Annotated in this window: 16 protein-coding genes and 3 tRNA genes; 8 read left to right on the top strand and 11 right to left on the bottom strand. The window is 73.8% G+C overall.

The window, feature by feature from the left end; all coding sequences use genetic code 11:
• Nucleotides 1-98: 98 nt before the first annotated feature.
• The 7 genes from C8D89_RS11590 to C8D89_RS11560 are packed head-to-tail and all read left to right on the top strand — an operon-like array spanning nucleotide 99 to nucleotide 4119.
• Nucleotides 99-509, top strand: a complete 411-nt coding sequence (locus C8D89_RS11590) for a hypothetical protein (protein ID WP_116708282.1) — start codon at nucleotides 99-101, stop codon at nucleotides 507-509.
• Complete coding sequence (locus C8D89_RS30740) at nucleotides 506-865, top strand: WhiB family transcriptional regulator (RefSeq protein WP_116708281.1); 360 nt, start codon at nucleotides 506-508, stop codon at nucleotides 863-865. The genes C8D89_RS11590 and C8D89_RS30740 overlap by 4 nt, the downstream gene beginning before the upstream one ends.
• On the top strand, nucleotides 862-2124 hold the full coding sequence (locus tag C8D89_RS11580; RefSeq protein WP_133251881.1) for a hypothetical protein: 1263 nt from the start codon (nucleotides 862-864) through the stop codon (nucleotides 2122-2124). Before C8D89_RS30740 ends, C8D89_RS11580 begins: the two co-directional genes overlap by 4 nt.
• A complete protein-coding gene (locus C8D89_RS11575; protein WP_116708279.1) occupies nucleotides 2124-2354 on the top strand; it encodes a hypothetical protein in 231 nt (76 codons plus the stop codon). Before C8D89_RS11580 ends, C8D89_RS11575 begins: the two co-directional genes overlap by 1 nt.
• Complete coding sequence (locus tag C8D89_RS29165; protein ID WP_165825660.1) at nucleotides 2351-2701, top strand: hypothetical protein; 351 nt, start codon at nucleotides 2351-2353, stop codon at nucleotides 2699-2701. Before C8D89_RS11575 ends, C8D89_RS29165 begins: the two co-directional genes overlap by 4 nt.
• A 3-nt stretch (nucleotides 2702-2704) precedes the next feature.
• Nucleotides 2705-2890, top strand: coding sequence for a helix-turn-helix domain-containing protein (locus C8D89_RS11565; protein WP_116708278.1), 186 nt, complete (start codon nucleotides 2705-2707; stop codon nucleotides 2888-2890).
• Entirely contained in the window at nucleotides 2890-4119 is a 1230-nt protein-coding gene (locus tag C8D89_RS11560; protein WP_116708277.1) for a tyrosine-type recombinase/integrase, read from the top strand. Before C8D89_RS11565 ends, C8D89_RS11560 begins: the two co-directional genes overlap by 1 nt.
• A gap of 79 nt (nucleotides 4120-4198) precedes the next feature.
• Here the strand turns inward: C8D89_RS11560 and C8D89_RS11555 are convergent.
• The 9 genes from C8D89_RS11555 to C8D89_RS11515 form a co-directional block, all read right to left on the bottom strand.
• Nucleotides 4199-4272 (bottom strand) — tRNA-Phe (locus tag C8D89_RS11555).
• A 31-nt stretch (nucleotides 4273-4303) separates the two neighbouring features.
• A tRNA-Asp gene (locus C8D89_RS11550) sits at nucleotides 4304-4377 on the bottom strand.
• 21 nt (nucleotides 4378-4398) lie between these two features.
• Nucleotides 4399-4471 (bottom strand) — tRNA-Glu (locus tag C8D89_RS11545).
• Between the two features lie 74 nt (nucleotides 4472-4545).
• Entirely contained in the window at nucleotides 4546-5265 is a 720-nt protein-coding gene (locus tag C8D89_RS11540) for a TetR/AcrR family transcriptional regulator (protein WP_116708276.1), read from the bottom strand.
• A 79-nt stretch (nucleotides 5266-5344) separates the two neighbouring features.
• Complete coding sequence (locus C8D89_RS11535; protein WP_116708275.1) at nucleotides 5345-5590, bottom strand: hypothetical protein; 246 nt, start codon at nucleotides 5588-5590, stop codon at nucleotides 5345-5347.
• Nucleotides 5591-5894: 304 nt separating this feature from the next.
• Nucleotides 5895-7139 (bottom strand): serine hydrolase domain-containing protein, encoded by a 1245-nt coding sequence (locus C8D89_RS11530; RefSeq protein ID WP_116708513.1) that lies wholly within the window; start codon nucleotides 7137-7139, stop codon nucleotides 5895-5897.
• 5 nt (nucleotides 7140-7144) lie between these two features.
• Nucleotides 7145-8014, bottom strand: coding sequence for an alpha/beta fold hydrolase (locus C8D89_RS11525; RefSeq protein WP_243418033.1), 870 nt, complete (start codon nucleotides 8012-8014; stop codon nucleotides 7145-7147).
• 27 nt (nucleotides 8015-8041) lie between these two features.
• Nucleotides 8042-9268, bottom strand: coding sequence for an FAD-dependent monooxygenase (locus C8D89_RS11520; protein ID WP_116708274.1), 1227 nt, complete (start codon nucleotides 9266-9268; stop codon nucleotides 8042-8044).
• Nucleotides 9269-9413: 145 nt separating this feature from the next.
• Nucleotides 9414-10208, bottom strand: a complete 795-nt coding sequence (locus C8D89_RS11515) for a phosphatase PAP2 family protein (protein WP_116708273.1) — start codon at nucleotides 10206-10208, stop codon at nucleotides 9414-9416.
• Between the two features lie 89 nt (nucleotides 10209-10297).
• On the opposite strand from C8D89_RS11515, the gene C8D89_RS11510 reads away from it, so the two are divergent.
• Nucleotides 10298-11158 (top strand): hypothetical protein, encoded by an 861-nt coding sequence (locus C8D89_RS11510; RefSeq protein ID WP_116708272.1) that lies wholly within the window; start codon nucleotides 10298-10300, stop codon nucleotides 11156-11158.
• Nucleotides 11159-11211: 53 nt separating this feature from the next.
• Here C8D89_RS11510 and C8D89_RS11505 read toward each other — a convergent pair whose 3' ends face one another.
• Complete coding sequence (locus C8D89_RS11505) at nucleotides 11212-11385, bottom strand: CsbD family protein (protein ID WP_116708511.1); 174 nt, start codon at nucleotides 11383-11385, stop codon at nucleotides 11212-11214.
• 68 nt (nucleotides 11386-11453) lie between these two features.
• On the bottom strand, nucleotides 11454-13244 hold the full coding sequence (locus tag C8D89_RS11500; protein ID WP_207787180.1) for an MFS transporter: 1791 nt from the start codon (nucleotides 13242-13244) through the stop codon (nucleotides 11454-11456).
• Nucleotides 13245-13284: the final 40 nt, after the last annotated feature.

The following is a 13284-nucleotide window of genomic DNA, read 5'->3' as shown; positions in this document are numbered from 1 at the left end:
GAGCAACGGGTCCATAACGCCTCCTGCTAGTCCTCTAGACGTCTATCTCACCGCTGCTAAGGTCGAGTCGTCTAGAGGAGTACGAGTGAGGAGATGCAGTGATCCAGAACTTCGCCATCGACCAGGCCGCGACCTTTGAGTCGCTCCTGTTCCTGTCCTGCGAGCCCAAGACCGCCTTCGGCGACAGCTACCGACAGGAGACGACCAAAGACGGCACCCCGAAGTGGGAGGCCCAGTTCGTCGCCAGGTTCCGTCAGTTCGGCCGGGCCACCAACGAAATCATCAAGGTCGGCATGACGTCCGAGCGGCAGCCCGTCGAGGACATCGCGCCGGCTACCCCGGTGGAGCTCGTCGGGTTCGAGATCGGCGTCATGGACAAGCGCGACCGCGACGGCAACGTCGCCGGCGCGCAGGTCTGGTACCGCTGCCAGGAGGTCCGCACGACCGCGTCCACGGCTCCGCGTCCTCGTCGCGGTGAGGTTGCGCAGTCCGAGGCGGCGGCGTCATGAGCTGGCAGCGCGACGCGGCGTGCCGTGACGCCGACCCGGAGCTGTTCTTTCCGCCGTCCGAGGACGACACCAGCACGGTCGTCGCCCGCCACCGCATCGCCGTCGCCCCCATCTGCGGGCGCTGCCCGGTCGCCACCGAGTGCCTGCGCTGGGCGCTGGACACCGGCCAGGACTACGGCCTGTGGGCGGCCACCACTCCCACCGACCGCCGCGCCATCCGCCGCGCTCGCCTGGCCGGCATCCCCGACCCGGTCGCCGACGCCGAACCCATGTGTCCCGGGTGCGCGCTGCTGTTCCCCATGCCCGCCGTGGACGGCCAGCTGTGCGCCGCCTGCACGGAGAGGACCATCCGATGACCGCCCTCGAGCACACGCGCCGCCTCGAGCACCGCTCCGGGCGCACCCGCGGGCCCGGCGCGCACCGGCCCGGGCTGTTCGCCCGGCTCCGCGCCGAGCGCGCCCGTCGCGACTACGAAGCATCGGTCCTGGCGTTCGCCGCCTCGCTCAAGGCGGCCTTCCGGGAGGCCTGCACCGGCATCGCCCTCTGCCAATACGTCCAGGTCGCGGCAGGCGTCACCATCCGCACCCCGCGAGTCGGGGAGGTCCGCCTCGGCCCACCCACCTCGTTCACCGTCGAACTGATGGCCGGCCAGGAGCCGGCTGACTTCACCAAGGGCGAGAACGGCGCCCGCCTCGCCCACACCCTCGGCGCCCACGCCCTGCGCGTCGAACCGATCGCGGGCCGCTGGGTACGGCTGCACCTGCTCGATGCCGACCCGCTGCGCGGCGGCTTCGGCCTCCCACCCGTCACCGTCGAGACCGGGTCGGACTCGGTGATCCTCGGGCGCACCGAGGACGCCACCACCCTCGGACACGCCCTCACCGACCCCGCCCACCTCGCGGTGCAGGGCATGAACGGCTCCGGGAAGTCGGTGTTCACCTACGGGCTGCTGGCCCAGCTCGCCGCCGCCCCGGACGTCCTCGTCACCGGCTCGGACATCACCGGTCTTCTGCTCGGCCGCGCCTGGGACGACACGGTGCACCGGCCTCACCAGGTCACCGGGACGCACGACATCGCCGCTCACGCGGTGCTGCTGGAGGACCTGGTCGCCGAGATGGACCGCCGGCTGGCGACGATCCCGCCGCGCCGCGACAAGGTCGAGCCGTCGCCGCAGACACCGACGGTCCTCGTGGTGCTGGAGGAGTTCCCCGGCCTCCTACGGGCCGCTGACGGACTCCCGAAGCCCAAGCGCGGCGAAGGCATCCCGGTCGGCGACCGCATCCGCATAGCCGTGCTGAGGCTGCTCTCCGAGGGCCGCAAGGCCGCGTTCCGGGTGCTGATGCTCGCCCAGCGCTTCGAGGCCACCGCCGTCGGCGGCGGCTACGCCCGCGACCAGTTCGCCCTGAGGCTCAGCTTCCGGGTGCCGGCGGACTCGCTGGAGATGCTCCACGGCACCGACGCCCGCTCGCTCGGGCAGGAGCACGCCAACGCCGACCCCGGCGTGGCTTACCTGTCAGGACTTGGCAGGGACTGCCAGCGCATCCGCGTGCCCTACCTCGGCGACTACGGCGAGTACTGCGACCGGATCGCCGCGCACGGACGGCGGGCGCACTGATGAACCTCATCGCGATCGTGATCATCGCCGGCTTGGTCACCGCCCTGCTGATCAAGAGCCACAAGGCCGCGCCGGCGCTCGTCTCCGGAGTCGTGACCCTCGTGCTGCTCTTCGCCGCCTTCCCGACCCTCGGGCCCGCGGTGTCGAGCAGCGCCGGCGAGTTCGCCCACCAGCTCGGTGCCGCCACCGACCGCGCTGCCGACGTCTCGCCACAGGGGGTGCAGCGATGAGCAACCTCGTCGCCCGCGACATCGAGCGCGCCGCCGAGGCCATCCGCAGCGCCAACCACGCGACCGGGCGCGGCGTGCTCGACGGTCTTGAAGCCTCCGCCGCCGTCGGCGACCTCGCCGAGCTGGTCCGCCGGCTCCCCCAGGTCCTCGACTTCCTCACCCGGTCGCTGCGCCGCGCCGATCCGACCGAGCATTACGACGACCGCGGCGCCGACCCGGCCGGCGCGCTCTGCCGCGCGCACGGCCACCTCAGCGACGCGCGCGGCCTGGTCGACGACCTCGCCCACCAGCTCGACCACGCCCGCACCCACCTCGGCCACCTCGGCCGCCGGCTCTCGGAGGACTGACCCATGGACGCGCTGCTGTTCACGGCCGAGGAAGCGGCCGAGCTGCTCAAGATCAGCCGCTGCAAGGTCTACGACCTGCTCCGCAACCACGACCTCCGCTCGGTGAAGATCGGCGGCTCTCGGCGCATCCCCCGCGCCTCGCTGGAGGAGTACGTCGCGCGGCTCGTCGACGCCCAGGCGGTCGTGTGATGGCCGGCGAGCGCAAGAAGGGCCGGAAGGTCAACGGCGAGGGCAGCATCTTCCAGCGCTCCAGCGACGGCCTGTGGGTCGCCTCGGCGTACGTCTACACGGCGTCGGGCCGCCTGGAGCGCAAGCGCAAGTACGCCCGCAGCTTCGACGACGCTCGCGCTGAGCTCGTCCGGCTGCAGTCGAACAACGATCAGGGCATCCCGATACCGGACAAGTCGATGTCGGTGGCCGAGTACATGGAGCACTGGCTCGCGATCGTCAAGGTCGAGCGCCGGCTCACCACCTACCACGGATACGAGTCCGTGGTCCGGCTGCACATCGTCCCGAGCCTTGGTACGAAGCGACTCGACCGACTCACCGGCGCCGACGTCCGCCACTTCATCAGCACCGTCCGCGCCAAGTGCCTGTGCTGCACCAACGGACGTCACGCGAGACGGAAGCCGAAGCAGCCGGCGTGCTGCCGGCCCGGCCTGCGGTGCTGCGAGCGCCGGGCCACAGCCCGTCAGGTCCAGTACGTCCACGCCGTGCTCCGGAACGCGCTGAGCAACGCCGAGCGCGAGGAGCTGGTGATGCGCAACGTCGCCAAGCTCGTGAAGGTCCCGACACCGAAGTACAAGGTCGGCAAGGGCCTGACCGTGGCCCAGGCCAAGCGCCTGCTCGACGCGGCGAAGGGGACGCGCTGGTACGCGCTCTACGTCACCGCCGCCACGCTCGGGCTACGTCACGGCGAACTGCTGGGCCTGCGCTGGCAGGACATCGACTTCGAGCGCGCCACGCTCACCGTCGCGCAGACGGTCGCGAGAGCGGCCGGTCAGCTCTACGTCGGGCCGGCCAAGTCGGACGCCTCGGAGGCGACGATCCCGCTGCCCAAGGTCACCCGCCGCGTCCTCGAGGAGCACCGCCGGCGTCAGGACGCGAACCGAGCCAAGACGGCCCGGTGGGAGGACCACGACCTCGTGTTCCCCTCAACGATCGGTAAGCCGCTGGAGCCACGGAACCTCAACCGTCACTTCGACGGGTTGCGCGTCACGGCCGGGCTGCCCGACGTCAGGCTTCACGACCTGCGTCACACCGTGGTCAGCCTGCTGCTGGACCTCGGGACGCCGCCGCACGTGGTCCAGGCCATCGCCCGGCACGCGCACGTCGACATCACGATGGCGATCTACGCCCACACCAACCTCGACGCCATGCGCCAGGCGCTCGACGCCATCGAGTGGAAGGACCTGTGATGCCCCGTTGGTGCAGGGACTGGTGCAGACGGCCCGGAAAGCACAACGCCCACCGAGCGTTTCCGCTGGTGGGCGACGGTGGCCAGGGGCGGGGTCGAACCGCCGACCTATCGCTTTTCAGGCGATCGCTCGTACCAACTGAGCTACCTGGCCGGACGGTCGAGGGACCACCTCGACCGGAGAGCGACCCAGACGGGACTCGAACCCGCGACCTTCGCCGTGACAGGGCGACGCGCTAACCAACTGCGCCACTGGGCCTTGATCGTACTCGGTACAGCGTACCCCCAACGGGATTCGAACCCGCGTTGCCGCCTTGAAAGGGCGGAGTCCTAGGCCGCTGAACGATGGGGGCGCGACCCTCTGGCTGAGGACCTTACCCGCAACGGCAGACCCGTTGGGAGCGAGGCCAAGCATAGGCGACGGCCCTCAGGCCTCCGCCACCCACCCCCCTCGCCCGAGGTGCGGCCCGAGCACGGCACCCATGCCGCCCTCGGCCCGGAAGCCCTCCAGCCAGGCCGGGTCGGCGACCGCACCCAGCAGGAGCTCCCAGTTCTCGCAGACGCGCTGCGCGAGGTCGGACAGCTCCGAGACGGCGAGCGAGGCGATGAAGGCCCCGCCGGAGACGTCGACGACGGTCCGCGCCAACGAGGCCGGCTCCACCCGCGGCACCAGCAGCCGGGCGGCCGCGGCCTCGACGAACAGCGCGGTGAACACCTCCTGCCAGAACCGGAACGGCCACCCCGACCGATCGGGGCCGGTGAAGCCGTCCGAGCACAGGCGCTGTCCGGCACGCAGCACCGGACCGTCGAGGGCGTCCTGCATCTCGCGCACGACCTGCGTGGCGGTCCGCAGCGGATCGAGCCCGAGCCCGCGGCAGCGGTCGACCATCGCCCGACAGAGCATCTCCATCTCGTCGACGACGGCGCAGGCGATGCTCTCCTTGGAGACGAAGTGGAAGTACAGCGCGCCCTTGGTGACCTTGCTGCGCTCGAGGATCCGCGACAGCGACGCCTCGTGGTAGGACGCGGTCGCGAACTCCTCGGCGGCCGCGGCGAGGATCGCGCTGCGGGTGGCCAGCGCCCGGGCCTGACGGTGCCCGCCCGGACGCGGCCCGGGGTCGCGGGGAGGGAAGTCGGGCTCGGACATCGGGGATCACGGTAGCGCGGTCACGCCGCGGGACCAGGTGCCCACGCTGGTCGTCAGACCACGGACGATCTGGGTGCGGTCAGCGGCGGACCGGGGGCGGGTCGCCGCCCTCGCCGATGAGCCCGAGCATGTCGAGCAGCTCGCGGCAGTCGTCGGAGTCGAGGGAGTTGCGGGCGACCGCGATGCGGGCCCGGTGCACCTGCTCCTCGCTGACCCCGTAGACGTCGGCGGCGGTGCGCTGCGTGGGGACCGCTGGTTCGTCCGCCGAGGCGCGCTCGGGGTGCGGTCCGTTCGGTCGTCGGCGAGGTCCTGACGTGGCGTTCATGCTGGCTCCCGGTGGCCGCCTGGTCCCGACCCGCTGCAACACATCACGCGGCGGGATCACCCGCGAGAGCGACGCCCCCGGTCACTCCACGTGCCCGAGTCCGTCCCTCGTCCGAGTCGCGACGACGCTACCCAGCCGCCCCCATCGATGCAGCCCCCTCTCCGAGTGACGGACGAGGTGTGCGCCAGGTGACGGTCCAGCCGCGAGGCGGTCACGGGGAGCGACCACTCGGGTGCTCCCTGGCCCGGCCGGACCGTCGCCGTCGCGCGAGCACACGCTGCGTGCCGACGGGGTCGACGCAGAGTCAGTCGACGAGGGCCTGGTACACGAGCCCGCGCAGCTGCGTGCGGATCGGGTGGGCGCTCGAGGGCAGCAACTGGGTGAAGAACATCGCGGTGATGCGCTCGGCGGGATCGACCCAGAAGGCCGTGCTCGCCGCGCCGCCCCACGAGAGCTCGCCGCGGCTGGACACCGTGCGGTACCGGACGGGGTCGATCACCGTCGCGACGCCGAGCCCGAAGCCGACCCCGTGGAACGGCATCTCCGCGAACAGGGGCCGGCCGACCTGCTCGAGGTCGGCGCCGCCGGGCAGGTGGTTCTGCGCCATGTAGTCGACGGTGCGGCTGCCGAGGATGCGCACGCCGTCGACCTCGCCCCGACCGAGCAGCATCTGCGTGAACCGGTGGTAGTCCGCCGCGGTCGACACCAGCCCGCCGCCGCCGGAGAGCCACGTGTCCTCCAGCGCGTCCCGGCCCATCGAGCCCATGCCGGCGGCCTCGGCGCTGAGGTAGCGGCCCGTGGCCGGGTTGGCGACGTAGAGGGTCGCGAGCCGGTCGGGGTCGTCGACGACGAACCGGGTGGCGGTCATCCCGAGCGGGCCGAGCACGTGCTCGTCGAGGAACGCGTCGAGGCGCTGACCCGAGACGACCTCGATCAGCCGGCCCAGGACGTCGGTGGCGTGGCTGTAGTTCCACTCCGTGCCGGGCTGGAAGACCAGCGGCATGCGTGCCCAGGCCTCGACGCAGCCGGCGAGGTCGATCCCGGCCGGGGCCGCCCACTCGAACCCCGCGGCCCGGTAGAGCTCGTCGACGGGGTGGGCGTGGTGGAAGCCGTAGGTCAGCCCGGCGGTGTGGGTCAGCAGGTGCCAGACGCGGATCGGCTCGGTCGCGGCCTCGAGCAGCGGCTTGGTGGACGAGCCCTTGACGTAGACCCGGGGCTCGGCGAACTCCGGCAGCCAGCGGCTGATCGGGTCGGTGAGCTCGAACCGGCCCTGCTCCCACAGGATCATCGCCGCCACCGAGGTGATCGGCTTGGTCATCGAGTAGATGCGCCAGCGGGTGTCGTCGGTGACCGGCAGGCCGGCCTCCGCGTCGCGGTACCCGGCCACCGACGAGTGCACGACCCGGCCGTCCCGGGCCACCACGGTGTGCCAGCCGGCGAGGCGGCCGTCGTCGACGTAGCGGGCGAAGTGGTGGTCGATGCGGGCCAGGCGCGCCGGGTCGAAACCCAGCTCCTCGGGATCGGCGTCGACCTTCAGGGGGCTGCTCATCACCCTCATCCTGCCTCCGTGAGGAACGCCCGCAACTCGTCGACGACCTCCTCGGGCCGCTCCTCGGGCACGAAGTGGCCGCAGCGCTCGACCGCGCGCCCGCGCACGTCGGCGGCGTACTCGCGCCACAGGTCCAGCAGCGACAGCGTCGTGCCCATCACGCCTTCGGCGCCCCACAGCGCCAGCAGCGGCTGCGCGACGCGCCGGCCCGCCGCGTGGTCGTCCTCGTCGTGCCGGGAGTCCACGGCGTCGGCCCGGTAGTCGTCGAAGCCGCAGCGCAGGGCACCGGGCTGGGAGAACGCGCGGACGTACTCGGCGATTGCGGCCGGCTCGAGGCCCTCGCGGGCGTAGGTCCACTTCTCGAGGAAGTAGCGCAGGTAGCCCTCGACGTCGGCGCCGGCGAGCCGCTCGGGCAGGTCGGGCTGCAGGTGGAACAGCCAGTGCCAGTACTTGGCGCCGAGCTCGGCGTCCATGCGCTGCCACGTCGCGCGGGTGGGGGCGATGTCGAGGACGGCGAGCCGCGAGACCTCGTCGGGGCGGTCGAGCGCCCACCGGTGCGCGACCCGCCCGCCCCGGTCGTGGCCCACCACCGCCGTCCGCTCGAACCCGAGGTGGCGTACCAGCGCCGAGATGTCCGCGGCCATGGTGCGCTTGTCGAAGCCGCTCGTGGGCTTGTCGCTGGCCCCGTAGCCGCGCAGGTCGGGGACGATCACCGTGTGGTCGGCGGCGAGCGGGCCGGCCACGTGGCGCCAGCAGTGCCCCGTCTGCGGCCAGCCGTGCAGGAGCACCACCGGCGGGCCCTCCCCGCCGCGGCGGAAGTGCAGCCGGATCCCGTTGACGGCGGCGGTGTCGGCGGTCAGCGCAGGGGTGCTCACGCGGCCGCATCCTGCCCGCGACCGGGCTCAGCCCGCGATCGGCCCGGGCCGGTCCGCCGGGTCCGCGCGGGCCCGCGCCCGCCCGCCGGACGGGGCCGACGGGCCGCCGGAGGACCCCCGCCCGGTGGCGTCGACCACCGCGGCGGTGGCGTCGATCGCGTCGGCGCGCCAGAGCCGGTCGCGCATGCGGCGGAGCAGGCCGTCGCCGTGGCACAGGATGGCGAAGTCGTGGGCGCGCGCGGCGACGGCGGCGCGCGGGGCCGCGCGGACGTGGGCGTACTCGTCGAGCGCGGGCACGATCCGCCCGTCGGCGTGGTCGAACGCCCGGCCCAGCGCCGCGGCGTCGAGCACCTCCAGGGCCACCGCCTGGGCGGTGTGCGGCAGCATCGGCTGCGCCGCGCCGCCGACCACCGTCATCCGGTGTCGCGTGCCGTGCTGCAGGGGTGCGTGGTGGCGGTGGACGGCCACCGGTCGCGTCCCGACGGCCTGGCCGGCGGTGGCGCGGACCTCCGGCGCGGTGCCGTCGAGCAGCCGGGTCAGCAGCGCGGGCATCCCCTCGCGGTGGACCTCGTCGAGGGCGTCGACGCGCACGGTCACCGACACGTGCCCCGTGCCGTCGGGGACCGCGGACTGCGTGACGTGCAGCGACGGCGCCGACCACAGCCGCAGCACGTCGTCGGGCGGGGGCGGCCCCGCGGCCCGGTGCAGCAGGTAGGGCCCGGAGACGGCGTGGCCGCCGCCAAGGTGGGGGCGCACGCGGCTGCCGGGACCGTCGGCGCCGACGAGGGCCTCGGCGCGGTAGGAGGCGCCCGCCTCGTCGGTGACGAGCACCGCGTCGCCGAGGTCCTCCACGGCGGCGGCCCGGCGGCCCCACTCGACCGTGACCATCTCGTCGGCCGTGCACGCGGCGACCAGCAGCGCCCGCAGCACGGCGTGCGGGACGAGCACGTAGGGACGCCCGAAGCGTGCGCGCACCGCCGGCCCGAGGTCGGCGACGCGCAGGACCGCGCCCGACCGTGCGTCGGCGTGCACGAGGCGCCGCGGCTCCCACGCCTCGGCGGTCACGGCGTCGGCCAGACCCAGGACGGCGAGCTCGCGCAGCGCCGACGGGGTGAGCACGGCGAGGCCGGCGTCGACGTCCTCGGGCCGGTCGCGTTCGAGGACGTGCACGGGGAAGCCCTGGTGGGCGAGGAAGAGTGCGGTCACGAGGCCGGAGAAGCGTGACCCCAGCACGAGCAGCGGTACCGCAACCACGGCTCACCTCGTTCACCTCAACGGACGAGGAAAGCCTAAGCAGATCATCACGGACGGAGCAATCACGCGCCGGTTGGTGAGGTGCCGGACGGACGGACCACTCCCTCGGGTGGTGGAGGGCTCACCGACCGACGACCCCGTGCCGTCAGGGACCGTCGCCGAGCCGGGCGGAGGGCTCGTGGTCAGGGGCGTCCCCGAGGCGGGCGCGGGCGTCGAGGACACGGGCGAGCGCGACGCAGGTCGTGGCCAGGGCGGCACCGAGCAGCCAGCCGGCGGTGACGTCGGTGGTCCAGTGGACGCCCAGGTAGACGCGGCTGGCGCCGATGACGGCGGCGCCGACGACGGCCAGCACGACCGCGACCGCGCGGATCGCGCCCGCGCGCGGCGTGCCCACGCTCAGCGCGCTCACCGCCGCGGCCGTGAGGCCCAGCCCGAGCGCCGCCATCAGCGCGTGCCCCGACGGCAGCGAGGCGGTGGTCTCCTCCGCGAGTCGCGTCACCTCCGGCGGCCGCGGGCGCTCCACGGCCAGCTTGACGAGGCGGATGGTGAGCGCACCGACGGCGACGCCGGCCACCCACACGACCGCCGTGCGGCGGTGACCGCGCGCGAAGAGCACCACCGCCGAGACCACGGCGAGCCCGCCCGTGCCGACCGTGCCCCCGACCAGCGAGACCACCTCGGCGGTCGTGGTCAGCCCGGGTGTGCGGTGCGCGATCGCCCACGACAGCACCGGGGAGTCGGCGGCGACGAGGGCCTGATCGGTGGCGACCAGCGCGAACACCGCGCCGGCCGCCGCGACGAGGACAGCCACGACGGCCGTGTCGCGCAGCGCCCCGGGCACGGCCGACAGCGCGCCGCCGGCGAGCCGGTCGGCCAGCACCGCCATCCCGAGGAGCAGTCCGAGGACCAGCAGCGACACGGCGGTGGCGTCGAGGGCCACGAGTCCTCCTGCGGGGTGCGGGACGGGCGGGCGACGCGCCCATCCCCGGCGGCACCACCCCTGCGATCATCCCAAGGCAGACTGGGAGCGTGCTCCTCCTGGGGCTCCTCGCCGCGCTGGCCGCGGCGGGGGCCAACGCCGGCGCCGCCCTGCTCGAGGCCAGTGCCGCACGGCGGGCGAGCCGGCCCGCGACGGTCGTCCTGCACCCCATGTACCTCTCGGGTCTCGCCCTCGACATCGGCGGCTGGGTGCTCACCGTGGTGGCGCTGCGCTTCATGCCGATCGTGGCGGTGCAGGCGATCGTGGCCGGCCAGGTGGCCATCACGGTCGTGGCGTCGCACTGGGTGTTCGACACCCCGCTGCGCCGGCTCGACCTCGCCGCCGCGGTGGCGAACGTGGTCGGGCTCGCGCTGCTGGTGGCGAGCGCCAGCGTCGACGAGGAGCCGCTCGTGCCGACCACCGGGGCGTTGGTGGCGCTGCTGGCGACCTTCGGGGTGCTGGTCGCGGTCGGCGTCCCCGTGGCCGTCCGCAGCCGGCGGGCGATGCTCGTCTCGTTCCTCGCCGGGCTGGCGTTCGGAGGAACCGCGGTGGCCGTGCGGCTGATCGACGTGCACGGCTCGCTCGGCGACATGGCCCAACAGTTGATGGCCGACCCGGCGGTGTGGGCGCTGCTCGGCTTCGCGGTGCTGGGGCTCGCGCTCTACACCGTGGCGCTGGGCCGGGGCCACGTCGGGCCCGTGGTGGCGGTGCTGGCGGTCACGGAGACCCTGGCGCCGGGCCTGCTGGGCCTCGTGGCGCTGGGCGACAGCATCCGGCCGGGCTGGATGTGGGGGTTCGTCCTGGGGCTCGTGCTCGCCCTGGGCAGCGTCGTGCTGCTGGCGCGGTCGCCGGCGCAGGCGTCGCTGGCCGGTGACGACGGCGTCGCCCCGCCGCCGCTGAAGCGGCTGTAGCTCCGCGCGGGGGTCGTCGGCGCGGACACCGACGACCCCCGGCACGCCGCGGCTCAGTCGCGGAACGCGTCCTTGACCTTCTCGCCGGCGTTCTTGAGGTTGCCGACGGTCTGGTCCTTCTTGCCCTCGGCCTCGAGCCGCTCATTGCCGACGGCCCGGCCGACGCCCTCCTTGACCTTGCCCTTCATCTCCTGGACCTTGTTGTCGACCTTGTGCTCCTGCGCCATGACCGCCTCCTCACCGCGCGCCGCGGCCGGCACGCTGTCGAACGGGTGAATACCCGCGGCGGTCCGGGTCAACCCGCGGTGGACCGCTGCGGGCCGGCCAGCACGACGTCGCGCACGACCCGGCCGCCGGTGGACACGTCCACCCACGCCACGTCCGGACGGTGCTCCCCCGCGCGCGTGACCAGCTGGTAGGTCCCGGTCGCGGGCGGCACCAGCCGGAACACGCCGTCGTCGCCGGTCGTCACCACGGCGGCCTCGTCGCCGTCGCGACCCACCAGCGTCAGCGTCGCGCCGCCGACCGCCGCGCCCTGCGCGTCGGTCACCCGCCCGTGGAGCCCCGGCGGGAGCGCCGCCTGGTCGGTCGCGTCGGCGTCGGCGTCGCCGACCTCGGCGGTCTCAGCGGCGGTCTCAGCGTCGGGCTCCGCGTCGGGCGCCGCGCCGGGCGACGGCTGACGGCGTCGCCCGACGAGCAGGTCGACCACCCCGAGCACGAGGGCGAGGACGACGAAGCCGACGGCGCCGAGCAGGCCGAGGCTGATGGCGCGCGACCAGTCGCCGCCCGTACTCGCGAGCTGGCCGAAGAACACGGCGCCGACCGCGGAGATCCCGATCGCCGACCCGACGCGCTGCCCGGTCTGGAGGACGCCGGCGGCCGTACCGCCCTCGCGGGCGGGCACCTCCTCGAGCGCCAGCGTCTGGTTCGGCGCGATGACGAACCCGCTGCCGAGACCGGCGACGAGCAGCGGTCCGGCGATCGCCCAGCCGACCTGCTCCGGGTCGAGGCGCAGGACGATGTCGACCGCGATCAGCCCGACCGCGACGGCGACGAGGCCGCCCACCACCAGCGGCTTGCCCAGCCGCGACACGAGCCGTCCCCCGATCGCCGACGACACGGCCGAGCCGAGCGCGAACGGGGTGAGGGCGAGGCCGGCCTGCAGGGGCGTGTAGCCGCGGCCGGTCTGGAGGAAGAGCGTGGTGACGAAGAAGATCGCGGTGAAGCCGGCGAAGTAGAGCAGGCCCAGGGAGGTGCCCAGCGCGTAGCTGCGGGTGCGCAGCAACGCGAAGTCGACCAGCGGGTGCCCGTGGACGCGGCGGGCGCGGCGCTCCCAGGACACGAAGGCGACGAGCAGGACGACGAACGCCGCGAGCAACCACCACGGCGCGCTCGCCGGGTCCCGCTCGGAGAGCACGAGCGGGATCATCAGCGAGACCACCGCGCCGCCGAGCAGGAGCGCGCCGACCGCGTCGAGGGGCTGCCGCTCACCCCCGGTGACGGTGTCGCGGGGCAGCAGGCGCGCGCCCAGCACGAGGGCGAGGACGCCGATCGGCACGTTGACGTAGAAGACCCAGCGCCAGCCGTCCGCCTCCCCGCCCCACTCGAGCAGCAGGCCGCCGAGCAGGGGACCGATCGCGGTGGAGACGCCGATCGCCGCGCCGAACAGACCGAACGCCCGGCCCCGCTCGCGACCCTGGAACAGCTGCTGGATGAACCCGATGACCTGCGGGTTCAGCATGCCGCCGGCCGCGCCCTGCAGGAGGCGGGCGGCGACCAGCGTCTCCGCGTTCGGTGCGATCCCGGCCGCGGCGCTGGTCAGCGTGAACAGCGCCAGCGAGATGAGGAACATCTTCTTGCGGCCACGGTCGTCGCCGAGGCGCCCGGACGCGACGAGCACGAGGCCGAAGGTCAGCGCGTAGCCGGAGACGACCCAGGACAGCTCGGCGGACGACGCGCCGACCCCCCGCTGCATGGCGGGCAGGGCGACGTTGACGATGCTGACGTCGAGCAACGTCATGAACCCGGCGATGAGGCAGACCGCCAGGGCGCGCCAGCGTCGCGGGTCGGGCTCGGGAGAACTCACGCGGTGGGTCTTCCCGCCGACCGCCGGGTCAATCGTGACC

Source organism: Actinomycetospora cinnamomea (assembly GCF_003096675.1).
Classification (GTDB): domain Bacteria; phylum Actinomycetota; class Actinomycetes; order Mycobacteriales; family Pseudonocardiaceae; genus Actinomycetospora; species Actinomycetospora cinnamomea.
This window is presented reverse-complemented; position numbering and strand designations above follow the sequence as displayed.